Consider the following 15044-nt stretch of genomic DNA (forward strand, 5'->3'; position numbering starts at 1 on the left):
GGCCTTGGTGGGGTCGATTTACCCTCCCCTGAAGGTGGAGAGTGAAGCGATGGCTAATGCTGCAAACGCCCGGCAAGGAATTGCCGCAGCCTGTCGCTGCGGGCATCGGTGAAAACGGCTTCGGGCGGGCCCTCTTCCTCGATGGCGCCGTTGTGCAGGAAGACGACGCGGCTGGAGGCATGGCGCGCAAAGCCCATCTCATGCGTCACCACGATCATGGTGCGGCCCTCCTCGGCGAGGGCCTGCATGACCTTGAGCACCTCGCTCACCAGCTCCGGATCGAGCGCCGAGGTCGGCTCGTCGAACAGCATCACGTCGGGGTTCATGCTGAGCGCCCGGGCGATCGCCACGCGCTGCTGCTGGCCGCCGGAGAGATGGGCGGGATAGCGCTGCAGCACCTCCTGGCCGAGGCCGACCTTGGCGAGATTGGCCTTGGCCCGCTCGGTCGCCTCCGCTCTGGAGACGCCCAGCACGCTGATCGGCGCCTCGATGACATTGTCGATCACGCTCATATGCGACCACAGGCAGAAATTCTGGAACACCATGGCGAGGCGGCTGCGCATGCGCTGGAGCTGTCTCTTGTCGGTGGCCCTGAGGAAGCCGTCGCCATCCCTGACCGTCTTCAGCGCCTCGCCGTCGATGACGATGCTGCCGGCGGTGGGGCGCTCGAGGAAATTGATGCAGCGCAGGAAGGTGCTCTTGCCCGAGCCACTGGCCCCGATGATGCTGATGACGTCGCCGGCCGCGGCCTGGAGCGACACGCCCTTGAGGACCTCGACCTTGCCATAGGATTTGCGGATACCGTCTACGGCCAGCTTGTGCATGCTTCTTCCCAATCCGGCCGCGTTCATCCGCCGCCAAGACCCCTCTCCTGCGCCGGGCTTGTCCGCCCATCGCGACGATGCTCATAAAATCAGAAGGCCGGCCCGGGGCAATTGATATTTGATCATCAAATAGATGACGTCATTTCATCTATTGTGCATTCCCAGGGCAGATTGCCTGCGAAGGAGGCATCGCCTGGCGGCGTATTCGGTCAATTCCTGAACTAGCCTCAACTGTACACCATCCAGTCAACCGATCTGCCAGGCGGCGGCATCCTTGCCGAAGCGCGCCAGCAGCCAGCGCAGGAAGAGCCGCACGCCCGAGCGCTGCAGGCCGGCATGGGTGGAGACGACATACCAGCCGCCGAAGGCGTCGATGGCGGTGGAAAAGGGTCGCAGCAGCGTGCCGTTCCTGACGTCCGCGCCCGAGAGCGTGTCGCTCGCCAAAGCGACGCCGGTACCGTTGATGGCGAGGTCGATCGCCATGCCGAGATCGCTGCAATAGAGATGGCGGCTATAGGGTCCGAAGTCGCGCTCGCCGGCCTCGGAGAGCCAGCGCCGCCATTCCGAGCCATCGTCCCAGTGCAGCAGGATGGCGCTGCGCAGTTCCACCGGGCTGGTGATGCGCCGGCCGATGCGCTGGAACAAGGTTGGGCTGCAGACGGGCATGATGCTGACATGGGCAAGTTGTGCCGACCATTTGTCGTCCCAGCCGCCGGCGCCGAAGACGATGCCGATATCGGCATCCACCAGCTCGTGGATGCGGTGGTTCTCGGTGAGCTTGATATGGCATTCGACAGCAAGGTGGTCCTGGCAGAAATCGGCGAGGTTCTTGGCGAGCCAGCCGCTGGCGAACATCGGCGGGCAGGCGATGCCGATGCGCCCGCCATCCTGGTCCGCCTCCGACAGGCGCAGCGCGGTGTTGGTGATGTCCTGCAGCGCGGCCGAGACCGTCTTGGCGAAGACACGGCCGGCATCGGTGAGCACCACGCCGCGCCCGGCCTTGTGGAAGAGCGGATAGCCCAGCACCTCCTCCAGCCGCCGCAGCTGGTGGCTGACGGCGCTGTCGGTCAGGGCAAGCTCCCCGGCGGCTTTGGTCAGGCTTTCATGCCGCGCAGCCGCCTCGAAGGTGCGCAGCACGCCGAGCGGCAGGTTACGCATCCCCGCGCCCCATCATGACGCCGGCCTGGCCTTCATCCTCCACCTCGGATCTCCCAAAATATGGATGGCCGCCGGGATATCACCTAGGATGGCGCCATGTCCTTCCCCGATGCGATTCGTATTGCAGCCGCCGTCATCGTCCGTCCCGACGGTATGACACTCCTGGTCAGAAAACGAGGGACATCGGCCTTCATGCAGCCGGGCGGCAAGATCGAGCCCGACGAGCAGCCCCGGCAGGCCCTGTGCCGCGAGCTCGCAGAGGAGATCGGCCTCGCGGTCGATCCGGCGCGCCCTGTCTATCTCGGCCGGTTCGAGGCCCCGGCCGCGCATGAGGACGACCGGATGGTCGAGGCCGAGATCTTCCGCCTCGACATCGCCGAGCCCGTCGCCGCCACCGCCGAGATCGAGGAGATCGCCTGGGTCGACCCCAGCGCACCTGGCCCGCTGCCCCTCGCCGCCCTGACGCGCGACCATGTGCTGGCCCTCGCGGCGGCGCCCGGTGCGGACTAGCCTTCTGCCGAATCCGTCTCAGCTCTCACGCCGGCCGGCAAAGGCCAGCAGCAAGGCGAGGAAGATCAGGACCCCGGCACCGACCTGCTGCCAATAGAAATTCCAGCCGATCAGCAGGAGGCCGTTGGAGACGAAGCCGAACAGCAGCACGCCGAGGATCGTGCCGGGAATGCTGGCGCGCCGGTTGCGGCTGAGCGAAGTGCCGATGAAGGCCGCGCCGATGGCGTTGAGCAGATAGGCATTGCCCGAATAGGGCACATAGGCGTTGACGTTGGACGACAGCAGGATGCCGGTCACGGCGGCGACGGCGCCGGAGAGGATATAGACGATCGCCAGGATCCGCCGCACCGGCAGGCCGGAATAGCGCGCGACCTCCTCCTGCGTGCCGACGGCCAGGACAGTGCGGCCGAAACTCGATTTCTCCAGGAGGAGCCAGGCGCCGAGCGCCAGCACCGCGACGAGAAGCAGCGAGACCGGCACCCCGAGGAGGGTGCCATGGCCGATGAAGGCGAGCGCGGGCGGTATGCTGCCGGCCGGCACATAGACGGGATTGCCACCATCGGTGGTGAGCTGCTGGAGACTGTGGCCGATGAACAGCGTGCCCAGCGTCGCCAGGAAGGGCGTGATCGACAGCCGCGCGATCAGGACGGCGTTGAAGAGCCCGGTGCCGATGCCCGCGCCGACACCATAGAGGCAAGCGAGCGCCACCGGCTGGCCCGAGGAGACCGCCGAGACGAAGGCGAGGCTGCCGAGATCCACCGCCGTGCCCACCGACAGATCCGTGCCGCCCGAGGCCACCGTCAAGGTCATGGCGATGGCGACGATGGCCGTCAGGGCGACATTGTTGACCAGCACCCCGGTAATGTTCGAGAGCGTCGGGAAGCCCGGCGCCAGCACGGAGAAGACGGCCACGACCAGCACGAGCGCCAGCGGAATGCCGAAGCGCAGCAATTCGGATGCCGGCCGGATGCGTAGCGCTTCGGCCCCAACGGCGCTCATGACGCCCTCTTGCGTGCGAGATTGGCGGTGGCGGCGACGACGGCCAGGATCAGCACGCCCTCGATGCCGTTGACCCAGTAGGTCGAGACATGGAGGAGCTGGAATCCGTTGGTGAGCGCCCCCAGGAAGACCGCGGCGAGCAGTGTGCCTGCCATGGTCGGCACCAGCCGGCGCGAAAACATGAAGCCGAGAAAGGCTGTTGCCACCACCGGCAGCAGCATGTCGCCCGAACCCCCGGTTGCCCCGTTGAGGAAGGCGACCGACACAACGCCCGCCAGCCCGCCCAGCAACCCGCTGGCGATATAGGACAGCGCGACATAGCGATGGATGGCGATGCCGGCGGCCTTGGCCGCCTCGCGATGCCCGCCCACCGCATAGGCGCGCAGGCCGAAGGGCGTGAGATGCAGCAGCACGGCCAGCAGCGCGCACAGGGCAAGGAGCAACCAGCCGAGCACGGGAATGTCGAGCGGGCCGGCCAGGCCGAGCCAGTCGATCAGCGGCGAGGTGGCGGGAATGGTGGTGTTCTCGGTCACCACCAGTTCGAGCCCGGCGCAGACATTCATGGCGGCCAGGGTCGCCAGCAGAGGCAGGATCCGCAGCCAGACCACGGCAAGCGCGTTGACCAGGCCGACGAGGAGGCCGACGCCGAGCGCGACCGCCACGCAGGTCGTGTCAGAGAAGCCGGCCTGGTTGAGCAGGGCAAAGACGGCGGCCGAAAGCCCGAGCGTGCCGGCAAGGGAGAGGTCGATGCCGCCGGCGATCACATCCGAGCCGCCGGTAATCAGCACCAGCGTCAGGCCAAAGCCCAAGATGCCCAGCACCGCCGATTGCGACAGGATGAGGCCGATATTGGCGGGCGAGACGAAGGAGGGCACGTTGATGGCGAAGAAAGCCATCACGGCCAGGAAGAACAGCAGCCCCCCGGCCCGGACCAGGCGGGCGCCGGCACCGCCCGCCAGATCCCGCCAGCCTGCGCGCGTTCTGGCCTCATGAAGCTCGGGGCGTATCGAGGCCGATGTCGCGGATGCAACCGCTTCCAGGGTTTCATGCGGCATGGCTGGCTCCTTCCCCGGGATCGGCGCCCGTCAGGGCCGCCGCCAGCAGCTGGTCGGACGAGGTAGCCGCGGTCTCGTAGGTGCCGACCACGGCGCCGCGATGCATCACCAGGACGCGGTCGCACACGCCCAGGAGCTCGTCGAGATCGGCAGAGAGCAGCAGGATGCCCGCCCCCTTCTCCGCCAGTTCGGCGATGAGGCGATAGATCTCGGCCTTGGCCGCGACGTCGACGCCCACCGTCGGCTCGTCGAGGACATAGACGTCGGAACGGCGCGCCAGCCACTTGGCGATCACCACCTTCTGCTGGTTGCCGCCGCTAAGGGTGCGCACGGGCGCATCCTGGCCACTGGCCTTGATCTTGAGCGCATCGATCAGCCTCGACACCTTCGAACGTTCGCCGGAGCGGTCGAGCCAGCCCAGGCGCGTGATCTGGCCGAGGCTGGCGAGGGTGGCGTTCTCGCGGATGGAGAGGCCGAGCGCCACGCCCTGGGCCCGGCGGTCCTCCGGCACCAAGGCGAGGCCCGCCTGCGCCGCGGCCACGGGGCTGGAGAGGCGCCGCGCACGTCCATCGACCTCGATGGTGCCCGCCCGCGCCGGCCGCAGTCCGAACAAGGCCTGGACGAGTTCCTTGGCTCCCGAGCCGAGCAGCCCGGTCAGCCCGACCACCTCGCCGCGATGCACGGTGAGGGACACATCGGCGAAGGCCGGCGGGGCACCGAGGCCCGCAACAGACAGCACGGGCTTGCCGCGCCCGGCGCGATGCCTGGGGAAGAGGTCCTTGACGTCGCGATCGACCATGAGGCGGGTGATCTCGCCGATCGTCGTGCGCGAGGGCTCGAGATGGGCGACGTCCCGGCCATTGCGCATGATGGTCACGACGTCGCAGATGCGCTCGATCTCGGCCAGGTAATGCGAGATGTAGATGCTGGCGAGGCCGCGCGCCTTCAATTGCGCGATGGCGGCGAACAGGCTCTCGACCTCGCGCTTGGCCAGGGCCGCCGTGGGCTCGTCGAAGATGATCAGGCGGGGTTTGGCCAGCAGGGCCCGCGTGATCTGGACGATCTGCTGCTGCGCCGTCGACAGGTCGCGGATGAGCGCGCCGCGCGGCAGGGTGATGCCGAAGAAATGCCGAAGGGCCTCGTCGGCCCGGCGCTGCAGGCTCCCCTGCCAGACGCCGAAGCGGGACCCCATGGCTTCGCGCCCCAGGAACAGCGCCTCGCCGACGGTAGCGGTCGGCACCAGCAACCGGTCCTGGTGGATGAAGGCGATGCCGAGCTGCTCGGCCTTCTGGGGGGAGAGATGATCGAGCGGCCTGCCTTCGAATTCGATGCTGCCGGCCTCCGGGCTGACGAGACCGGCCAGGGCCTTGATCAGGGTCGACTTGCCGGCGCCGTTCTGTCCGACCAGGCCGTGGACGGTACCGGGCGCGACCACGAGCGAGGCATCATCGAGCGCCCGGGTCGGCCCGAAGGTCTTGACGAGGCCGCGCATGGCCAGAACGGGAGGTGGTGAGGTCATCGCATCGATCGTCGCTCGGCGTCGCCGGCGCGCCGGCCGGCTCGGCCCTTGTCCAGGGAATGCGGCACGGTGCCGGCAAAGCGGAAGAGCCACCCCATCCCGGCTTGCGGATGGGGTGGCTGGGCAGGATGGTGTCAACGAGGGCACCCTGCGGGGTCAGTCAGGTGTCAGGCCATCATGTACTGATTAGGCTTGGCCGAGCTGCTTCTGCACCTCGGCGGCGTTCTTCTTGTTGGCGATGACCGCCGGCAGGAAGGTCTGCGAGGGCAGCGTGGTATCGCCGTTGAGATAGCGGGCGAGGTTCATGACCGCCTGGCGGCCGATGACGGAAGGCTGCTGGGCCGCCACCGCGCCGGCCGGCGCCTTGGGGTCCTTGACCAGCGCCAGCACTTCGGGCGTGCCGTCGACGCCATAGGTGAGGATTTCGCTGCGCCCCGCCGCGATCAGGGCCTGGGTGGCGCCGAGCTGGGGAATGTCCCAGGCCGACCAGATGGCAGAGATCGATCCCTTGTCCGGATATTTGCTGAGCAAAGCGGTGATCTGCGCATAGGCATCCTGCACCGTGTTGGGGATGACGTCGCGCAATTCGGGCTGGATGATCTTCACCTCGGGATAATATTTCAGCACGTTGCGCAGCTGGGTGTAGCGGATCTCGCAGACCGGAACGCCCGAAAAGCCGTTGAAGACCACGACATTGCCCTTGCCGCCGATATCGGAGACCAGCTGCAGGGCGAGCTGGGCGCCCAGGGAGAAATTGTCCGAGGTCGCCGTGTTGATGACGTTGGTCGAAGGCAGGTCGACGGAAAAGACCGGGATGCCGGCCTGGCGCAGCTTCTTCAGCCAGGGATCGACGACCGAGAGCGTCCCGAGCGTCTGGATCACCGCATCGGGCTTTTGCGTCACCAGGGTCTGCAGCTGGCTGACCAGCGTCTTGTCGTTGCGCCCGGCATCGAGGCCGATCGGCGTGCCGCCAAGTTCCTTCACGGTCTCGACCTGGGCCTGATAGGCCTTGAGATCGAAGAAGTGATCGGTACCCGCGACGCTGATCGCGATGGTCTTGCCCTTGAGCGAGGGCAATCCCGCTTCAGCCTTTGCCGCTTCCGGCTTGGCGGTATCGTCGGCCCGGGCGGTGCCGCCCAAGGCTGCGGCGGCAGCCAGGGCCGAGCCCATTTTGAGAAGCGAGCGGCGCCCGAGCGGCGCGGAGGAAATCGTCGTCATCGTGTCGGTCCAGCTTTGATTTGGCCCGTCTGTCGAGGCCTGACCAAAGCACACATGGTCGCCGACATAATGTCAACTAAATTTATAGACTTAATATAATTAATTGACCGCCAACCGCCGGAACCGTCACTGGGTCATGGGAACGCCGCCCCCCGAGCGGCCCGACGCGTCAGGCCATCCGGTGCAGCGACACGCTCGTCTTCGGGCCGTTCTTGATGGTCTGGAACACCACGCAGTAGCGTTCGGTCAGCTTCAGCAATTGGTCGAGCCGCTCCTGCGGTGCCTCGCTGTCGACATCGAAGCGAAGCCGGATCTCGGCAAAGCCGACCGGGGCCTCCCTGTCGACCCCCAGCGTGCCGCGAAAATCGAGGTCCCCCTCGGCGCTGACCTGGCCGGCCTTCAGGGGCAGGTCGATCGCCGTCGCCACCGATTTCAGCGTCACGCCGGCACAGGCCACCAGGGCTTCCAGCAGCATGTCGCCGGAGCACAGTTCCAGTCCGGATCCGCCGGTTGCCGGATGCAGCCCGGCCGTGGCGAGCGCCCGCCCGGTTTCGACCTTGCACGCGATGCCCTCGCTATCGATCGAGCCCTTGGCTGTCAGGGTGATCAGGGCCGTTTTCGGATCGGCGCGATAGCGATCCTTGATCGGCGCCTGCATGGCGCGCAGTTCCGTCGAATCCATCTGTCCCTCCCGGACCATCATGGTGTGCGTTGGCCCGGACTATAGGCTCGGCATGAGGCTTGGCAAACTCATGTCTTGCCACTGGCGGGGGATGCGAATGCGGATTGACGACGGCGGCGAAAGGCGATCTCCGGGTGCACGGGCATCTTGCGATCTGCGCGATTCTGTCTGATCAAATTAAGACAGCCTTCACCGACCCGATTGCAGAGCAGCCGGCATTGGCATTTCCCGATGGCGAGAGGAGCATCATGTCGCGCCCGATTTTCGACCTCACCGGCCGCCGCGCCGTCGTCACCGGCGCCAGCCGCGGCATCGGCCAGACCATTGCCGTGGCCCTGGCCGAAGCGGGCGCCGATGTCGCCGTGACGGCGCGCCGCCTCGAGAATCTCGAAGACACCCGCCGGCTCGTCGAACAGGCCGGGCGCCGCTGCATCGCCCTGGCGCAGGACGTCGCCGACGTCGCCGACTGCAACACCGTGATCGGCCAGGCGGCCGAGGCCCTTGGCGGCCTCGACATCCTGGTCAACAATGCCGGCGTCGAGAATGTCAGGCCTTCCTTCGACGTCGACGAAGCCTTGTGGGATGTGATCGTCTCCACCAATCTCAAGGGTGCCTTCTTCTGCTCGCAGGCAGCCGGCCGGATCATGGCGGGGGCCCAAGTCGAGACCCGAGGCGGCGCCATCGTCAATCTGTGCTCCCTCACCTCCTTCGTCGGCATTCCCACCGCTGTGCCCTATGGCGCCTCCAAATCCGGCCTGCTCGGCGTCACCCGCGCCCTCGCCGCCGAATGGGCCGGCCATGGCATCCGGGTCAATGCCATCGCGCCCGGCTATTTCCGCACGGCGATGACCGAGGTGTTCTACCAGGACGAGGCGTGGCAGGAGCAGATGCTAGCCAAGATCCCGCAGCGGCGCTTCGGCGAGCAGGCGGACATCGCGGGTGTCGCAGTGTTCCTGTGCTCGGATGCGTCGGCCTATATCACCGGCCATTGCATCCCGGTCGACGGCGGCTATCTCGCCTCGATCTAGGGAAGCTCGGGAGAATTAAGTAAGTTGCTCTGAAGCTGTCATCCCCGGCCGAACCGCTCGCGAGCGCAGCGAGAGAGAGGGTGAGGGTATCGTCACAAGCTGCGCTTGTGACCGGGATCCAGGAGCCATAAAGCCACACCCATCAGCCCCTGGATCCCCTTTCCTGGGTCTTCGACCCCGCCGGGGATGACGGGCGCACTTGTTGCCTGATTTCTGCTTGGCGCAATCGCCATCTCAACCGCGGCCCTCGTGCGCTGCACAATAATTAGCCAGAATGTCAAGCCGGGCAAGAATTGCGCATGTTGCGTTGACCGTATTTGTATGTAGCTGTATAGACAGGTTCATACTGCCGTGAGATCGACCTGCGGGACTGGGCGCGGCGGCTTGGGAAGACAGGGGAACGAAATGGAATCTGCGCCCCTCGGCATCAGCCCGTCCGGCGGAACCAATCCTTTTGCCGTGTCCGTCAGGGATGTCGCCATGATCTTCGGCGACGTCCATGCGGTCAAAAGCGCATCCTTCGACCTGCCCAAGGGCAAGTTCCTCACCATTCTCGGCCCGTCCGGCTCGGGCAAGACCACGCTGCTGCGCATGGTGGCCGGCTTCGATGCGCCAAGCCGCGGCGAGATCTTCATCAACGGCCAGCCCGTCAGCGCCGTGCCCGCACACAAGCGAGCCATCGGCATGGTGTTCCAGAAACTGGCCCTCTTCCCCCACATGACGGCCGCCGAGAACGTCGCCTTCCCCCTCAAGATGCGCCGCCACGATGCCCGCGGCATCGCCGCCAAGGTGGAGCGCTATCTCGAACTGGTGCGGCTGGGCAGCTATGGCTCGCGCCGCATCAACGAATTGTCGGGCGGCCAGCAGCAGCGCGTGGCGATCGCCCGTGCCCTGGTGTTCGAGCCCGATCTCCTGCTCCTCGACGAGCCCCTGGCTGCGCTCGACCGCAAGCTGCGCGAGGAGATGCAGCTGGAATTCCGCCGCATCCAGAAGGAGCTCGGGGTCACCACGATCAACGTCACCCACGACCAGCGCGAGGCCCTCGTGGTCTCCGACGAAATCATCGTGATGGATGGCGGCCAGATCCAGCAGAAGGCCCGTCCGCTCGACACCTATAGGACGCCGGCCAACCCCTTCGTCGCCAATTTCATCGGCGTGACCAATTTCATCGAGGGCGTGGCCGGTGCCGCGACCGCCTCCACCCTGGCCTTCACCAGCGCGGGGCGCAACCTGGTCGGCGTGTCAGCCAGCCCCGCCGGGTCGCCGGCGCCCGGTGAAGCCTGCCAGGGCGCCATCCGGGCCGAGCAGATCCGGATCGCCTCGAGCGCGGAGAGGCTTCAGGGCCTTGAAACCATCGTCGACGGCGTGGTCGAGGATTCCATCTTCGAGGGCGAGCGCATCGTCTACGAAATACGGGTTTCGGCCCTCGCGGACGCGCTGCTGCGGGTCTTCGATCATGATCCCGTCTCCCACCAGCAATTCGCCCCGGGCGAGACCGTCAGCCTGGGATGGAATGCCAAGGATATGTACGTCTTCAAAAAGTGACCCCGGTAAGGGGCGCATCCAGAGGAGAACCAGTGATGTCACACGATCAGTTCCTGTCAGTCGAGATCCGCCGGCGTACCCTGCTCGCCTCCCTGCTGGCGGCGAGCGCCACGGCTGCCTTGGGCACGGGCCGCGCCATGGCCGCCGAACCCGAAAAGCCCTCCGAGATCATCGTGCGCGCCTGGGGCGGCAGCTGGGTCGACGCCCTGAAGGCGGGTGTCTCGGACAGCTTCACCAAGAAGACCGGCATCGCCGTGCGCCACGATCTGACCGAGGACAACGAGATCCAGCCCAAGCTCTGGGCGGCCGTGGCGCAGAAGCGCACCCCGCCGATCCATGTGAACTGGGACACCACCACCAACGCCACCAAATCGGCGCTACGCGGCGTGACCGAGGATCTGTCCGATCTGCCCAACCTCAAGAACACCACCGAGCTCGCCAAGCCGGTCGGCCTCGACGGCTATCCGATCGTCAACACCTATGGCTATGTCTATGTGCTGGCCTACAGGCCGTCGGCCTTCCCGAACGGTGCGCCCAAATCCTGGAAGGACCTGCTCGATCCCAAGCTGAAGCGCCGCATCGCGCTCTACAATGACGGCATCGGCTTCCATTTCCCCGCGCAGGTCGCCGGCGGCGGCAAGCTGGAGGACATCCCGGCCAACATGCAGGCTGCCTGGGACTTCATCGCCAAGGTGAAGGAGCAACAGCCCTTGCTGGGCGAGGATCCCGATTTCACCACCTGGTTCCAGAAGGGCGAGATCGACGCGGCCTGCACCATTTCCACCAATGCACGCGAGGCCAAGAAGAACGGCATCGACCTCGCCTGGGTGGTGCCGGAGGAAGGCGCCAAGTTCGATACGGACGGGCTGTGGATTCCCAAGGGCCTGCCGGAGAACGAACTCTACTGGGCCAAGCAGTACATCGACCACGCCTTGACCAAGGAAGCCCAGCAGATCTGGCTCGACGGCCTCGGCCTGCCGGGTGTGGTGCCCGGCCTCACTCCGCCGGCCGATCTCGTCAACAATCCCGCCTATCCGACCAAGGAGGAGGACTTCAAGCACCTCATCCGCATCTCGTCGCGCACGCAGGTGGAAAACGAGAGCAAGTGGTTCGCCAAGTTCAAGGAAATCATGCAGGGCTAAGGCCGAGAGCAGGATAGAGCGCGCCATATCCCTCCCCGGCTTCGGGGAAGGTGGCGATGCGAAGCATCGACGGAAGGGGGAGAGTGGCGACATCGAGCAATCAAGCGGCATTGCCGTGCCACTCTCCCCCACCCGAGCCGCCTTCGCCGGCCCACCCTCCCCGAAGTCGGGGATGGATTCTTGCGTCACATTTGTCTTAGTCGAGAGGCCTGAGTTCAGAGCCCGGCCATACCATCAAGGACCCGACAGGATGCGCTCTTCGCGTGCCGCCTATCCCCTGACCTGGCGCATCATGGATGCGCTCGAGCGCCTGGCCGCCCTTGTCTGGCCCTCGAGCTTCCGGGCCGGCCTGCCCTATCTGATGCTGCTGCCGGCGCTCGTATTGGTCGGCCTGCTCGTGCTCGGCCTCATTCAGATGGGCGATGCCAGCCTGCGCGTCCTCGACACCAGCACCTTCCTGATGTCGGAGAACTACACGCTCGCCAATTACCAGCGCGTGGTGAGCGAAAGCTTCTTCACCATCGTGGCCGGCCGCAGCCTGATGGGCGCCGTCATCGTGACGCTGGCGACCCTGATCCTGGCCTTCCCCTATGCCTATCTGATGGTGCGAACGCCCTCCTCGGGCCTGCGCAAATTCCTGCTGGTCGCGCTGTTCCTGCCCTTCTTCATCGGCCAGGTGGTGCGCGCCTATGGCTGGCTGATCATCCTGGGCAATCAGGGCATGGTCAACGAGGCGCTCGGCCTGGTCGGCGTGGCGCCCATGCGCCTGCTCTACAATTATCCCGCCGTGCTGTTCGGCCTCGTCCAGTACATGCTGCCCTTCGCCGTGCTGATGCTGGCACCGGCCCTGACGGCGATACCGGCGGAACTGGAAGCCGCCGCCGCTTCGCTCGGCGCGGGCTGGGTGCGGACCTTCCGGCACATCGTGCTGCCCCTTGCCCGTCCGGGCCTGGTGGGCGCCGGCCTCGTCGTCGTCACCCTCTCGCTCACCGATTTCGCCGTGCCCGCCATCCTGGGTGGCGGCACGCAGGACTTCATCGCCAACGCCATCTACGACCAGTTCTTCCGCACCTCCGACCAGGGCCTGGGCGCCACGCTCTGCCTGATGCTGGTGGCGGTCGGCTCCCTTCTCGTCGGCGTGGTGTTCATGCTGTTCGGGGCCGGCACGCTCGCCATGAGTGGAGAGCGCAAATGACCGGCAGCACCAGTAAGTCCATCGTGATCTGGGGCTTCGTGATCGCGGCGCTGGTCATGCTGTCGGCGCCGACCATCGTGGTGCTGGGCGCCTCCTTCACCGCGGGCAACATCATCACCTTCCCGCCCGAAGGCCTTTCCCTGCGCTGGTACGGCGCCATCGCCCAGGCGAGCGACCTGCGCCAAGCCTTCCTGCGCTCGTTGATCGTGGCGACGATCTGCACCCTCATCGCCGTGCCGGTCGGCACCCTGGCCGGCATCGCGCTCGCCAAATACAAAGTCCGCTTCGAACGCTCGATCCAGGTCTACCTGCTGCTGCCCTTCACCATTCCGCTGATCGGCTCGGGCATCGGCATGATGCTGGTCTTCGGCAATCTCGGAGTGCTCGGCCGGCTCTGGCCCGTCGGCATTGCCTGCTGCGTGATCAACCTGCCCTTCATGATCTGGGCCGTCACGGCGAGCGCCAGCAATCTCAGCCCGGACCTGGAACTGGCCGCGGCCAATTGCGGCGCCCCCCCTTTGCAGCGCTTCCTCTACATCACGCTGCCCGCCGTGCTGCCGGGGGTGATCACCGGCTCGCTCTTGATGTTCATCCTCGCCCTCAACGAGTTCCTGGTCAGCCTGCTCCTGGTCGATGCGCGCTCCGTCACGCTGCCGGTGCAGATCTACAACTCCATCCGCTCCATCATCACGCCGGACCTCGCCGCCATTTCCGTCGTCTTCATCGCCTGCGCCGGTATTGCCATCGCCTTGCTCGACCGGCTCGTCGGCCTCGACATCTTCCTCAAATCGAAATGACCTTCCCGGCCCCGCGAGGCCATGCATCCAGGATAGAACGATGACCTCAGCCCGCTTCTACGACTATGCCAGCCTCAGCGCGGAGGAGAAGGCCGCCCTGCTGCGCCGTTCGGAAACGGACATTTCCAAATTCATCGAGAAGGTCGCGCCGATCCTGGAGGCGGTCAGAACCGAGGGCGATGCCGCGCTGGCCCGTTTCGGCCGGGAGCTGGATAAAGCCAATGTGACCGAGGCGAACCTCAAGGTCACGCCGGCCGAGTTCGACGCCGCCTTCAGCCAAGTCGACAGCGACGTCATCGAAGCGATCACCTTCGGCATCGACAATATCCGCCGCTTCCACGAGGAGCAGAAGCCCGAGGCCATGTGGCTGAAGGAGATCCGGCCCGGCGCCTATGCCGGCGATCGCTTCACCCCGATCCAATCGGTCGCCCTCTACGTGCCGCGCGGCAAGGGCTCCTTCCCGTCCGTGACCATGATGACGTCGGTTCCGGCCGTGGTCGCCGGCGTGCCCAATCTAGCCATCGTCACCCCGCCGGCGCCCGACGGCGCGGTCGACGCGGCCACGCTGGTCGCCGCCAGGCTGGCGGGCGTGGAGACGGTCTACAAGGTCGGCGGCGCGCAGGCGGTCGCGGCAGTCGCCTATGGGACCGAGACCGTCAAGCCGGCCCTCAAGATCGTCGGTCCCGGCAGCCCCTGGGTGGTCGCCGCCAAGCGCCTGCTCTCCGGTGTCATCGACACCGGCCTGCCGGCCGGCCCCTCCGAGGTGATGATCCTGGCCGACGACAGCGTGCATGGCGGCCTCGCCGCGCTCGATCTGCTGATCGAGGCCGAGCATGGCCCGGATTCCTCGGCTTATCTCGTCACCCATAGCCGCCGCGTCGCCGAGGAGGCGCTCGCCGCCCTGCCCGAGCATTGGGCCCGCATGACCGAGCAGCGCGTCGCCTTCTCCAAGGCCGTGCTGACGGGCAGCACCGGCGGCGTGGTGCTGACCTCCTCGATCGAGGAGAGCTACGCGTTCGTCAACGCCTATGCGCCCGAGCATCTGGAAATCCTGTCCGAGGAGCCTTTCATCCATCTCGGTCACATCACCGAGGCTTCCGAGATCCTGATGGGAACGCACACACCGGTGAGCATCGCCAATTTCTCGCTGGGGCCGAATGCCGTGCTGCCGACCAGCCGCTGGGCCCGCACCTTCGGCCCGCTTTCGGTGAACGATTTCGTCAAGCGTTCCTCGATCGGCTATGTCACCCCGCCGGCCTATGCCGAATTCGCCCGCCATTCCCACAAGCTGGCGCTCTATGAGGGCTTTTCCTCCCATGCCAATGCCGTCTCGCCGATCCGCGAGGCCTATCTGAAGAAGGGCGGCTGAGCG

At 66.3% G+C, this 15044-nt stretch carries 14 protein-coding genes; 7 read left to right on the top strand and 7 right to left on the bottom strand.

Annotation, left to right across the window (positions count from 1 at the left end; translation table 11 throughout):
* Positions 1 to 53: 53 nt before the first annotated feature.
* Together U1R88_RS21985 and U1R88_RS21990 are read right to left on the bottom strand one after the other, a co-directional pair.
* Positions 54 to 824, bottom strand: a complete 771-nt coding sequence (locus tag U1R88_RS21985; protein WP_322433167.1) for an ABC transporter ATP-binding protein — start codon at positions 822 to 824, stop codon at positions 54 to 56.
* A 246-nt stretch (positions 825 to 1070) separates the two neighbouring features.
* Entirely contained in the window at positions 1071 to 1982 is a 912-nt protein-coding gene (locus tag U1R88_RS21990; protein WP_322433168.1) for a LysR substrate-binding domain-containing protein, read from the bottom strand.
* Positions 1983 to 2078: 96 nt separating this feature from the next.
* Between U1R88_RS21990 and U1R88_RS21995 the strand changes: the two genes are divergently transcribed.
* Complete coding sequence (locus U1R88_RS21995) at positions 2079 to 2492, top strand: NUDIX hydrolase (protein ID WP_322433170.1); 414 nt, start codon at positions 2079 to 2081, stop codon at positions 2490 to 2492.
* Positions 2493 to 2510: 18 nt separating this feature from the next.
* Here the strand turns inward: U1R88_RS21995 and U1R88_RS22000 are convergent, their stop codons facing one another.
* The 5 genes from U1R88_RS22000 to U1R88_RS22020 form a co-directional block, all read right to left on the bottom strand.
* The gene (locus U1R88_RS22000) at positions 2511 to 3491 is read right to left on the bottom strand and encodes an ABC transporter permease (protein ID WP_322433171.1); all 981 of its coding nucleotides are present in this window, start codon (positions 3489 to 3491) and stop codon (positions 2511 to 2513) included.
* Positions 3488 to 4546, bottom strand: coding sequence for an ABC transporter permease (locus tag U1R88_RS22005; protein ID WP_322433172.1), 1059 nt, complete (start codon positions 4544 to 4546; stop codon positions 3488 to 3490). Before U1R88_RS22005 ends, U1R88_RS22000 begins: the two co-directional genes overlap by 4 nt.
* Positions 4536 to 6065 carry a sugar ABC transporter ATP-binding protein gene (locus U1R88_RS22010; protein WP_322433173.1) on the bottom strand — a complete coding sequence of 510 codons (1530 nt, stop codon included), beginning with the start codon at positions 6063 to 6065 and terminating at the stop codon, positions 4536 to 4538. Before U1R88_RS22010 ends, U1R88_RS22005 begins: the two co-directional genes overlap by 11 nt.
* A 186-nt stretch (positions 6066 to 6251) precedes the next feature.
* Entirely contained in the window at positions 6252 to 7283 is a 1032-nt protein-coding gene (locus U1R88_RS22015; protein ID WP_322433174.1) for a sugar ABC transporter substrate-binding protein, read from the bottom strand.
* A 169-nt stretch (positions 7284 to 7452) separates the two neighbouring features.
* On the bottom strand, positions 7453 to 7965 hold the full coding sequence (locus tag U1R88_RS22020; protein WP_322433175.1) for an OsmC family protein: 513 nt from the start codon (positions 7963 to 7965) through the stop codon (positions 7453 to 7455).
* A 248-nt stretch (positions 7966 to 8213) separates the two neighbouring features.
* Here U1R88_RS22020 and U1R88_RS22025 point away from each other — a divergent pair, with 248 nt between their 5' ends.
* The 6 genes from U1R88_RS22025 to hisD all read left to right on the top strand — a co-directional run bounded on the left by U1R88_RS22025 (position 8214) and on the right by hisD (position 15041).
* Complete coding sequence (locus U1R88_RS22025; protein ID WP_322433176.1) at positions 8214 to 8993, top strand: SDR family NAD(P)-dependent oxidoreductase; 780 nt, start codon at positions 8214 to 8216, stop codon at positions 8991 to 8993.
* Positions 8994 to 9398: 405 nt separating this feature from the next.
* Complete coding sequence (locus tag U1R88_RS22030; protein ID WP_322433177.1) at positions 9399 to 10538, top strand: ABC transporter ATP-binding protein; 1140 nt, start codon at positions 9399 to 9401, stop codon at positions 10536 to 10538.
* Positions 10539 to 10573: 35 nt separating this feature from the next.
* Complete coding sequence (locus U1R88_RS22035; protein WP_322433178.1) at positions 10574 to 11680, top strand: ABC transporter substrate-binding protein; 1107 nt, start codon at positions 10574 to 10576, stop codon at positions 11678 to 11680.
* A gap of 250 nt (positions 11681 to 11930) precedes the next feature.
* Complete coding sequence (locus U1R88_RS22040) at positions 11931 to 12875, top strand: ABC transporter permease (RefSeq protein ID WP_322433179.1); 945 nt, start codon at positions 11931 to 11933, stop codon at positions 12873 to 12875.
* The gene (locus U1R88_RS22045) at positions 12872 to 13672 is read left to right on the top strand and encodes an ABC transporter permease (protein ID WP_322433180.1); all 801 of its coding nucleotides are present in this window, start codon (positions 12872 to 12874) and stop codon (positions 13670 to 13672) included. The genes U1R88_RS22040 and U1R88_RS22045 overlap by 4 nt, the downstream gene beginning before the upstream one ends.
* Positions 13673 to 13712: 40 nt before the next feature.
* Positions 13713 to 15041, top strand: a complete 1329-nt coding sequence (hisD, locus tag U1R88_RS22050) for a histidinol dehydrogenase (RefSeq protein WP_322433181.1) — start codon at positions 13713 to 13715, stop codon at positions 15039 to 15041.
* Positions 15042 to 15044 lie beyond the last annotated feature (3 nt).

The organism is Labrys sedimenti (genome assembly GCF_034424805.1).
Taxonomy (GTDB): Bacteria; Pseudomonadota; Alphaproteobacteria; order Rhizobiales; family Labraceae; genus Labrys; species Labrys sedimenti.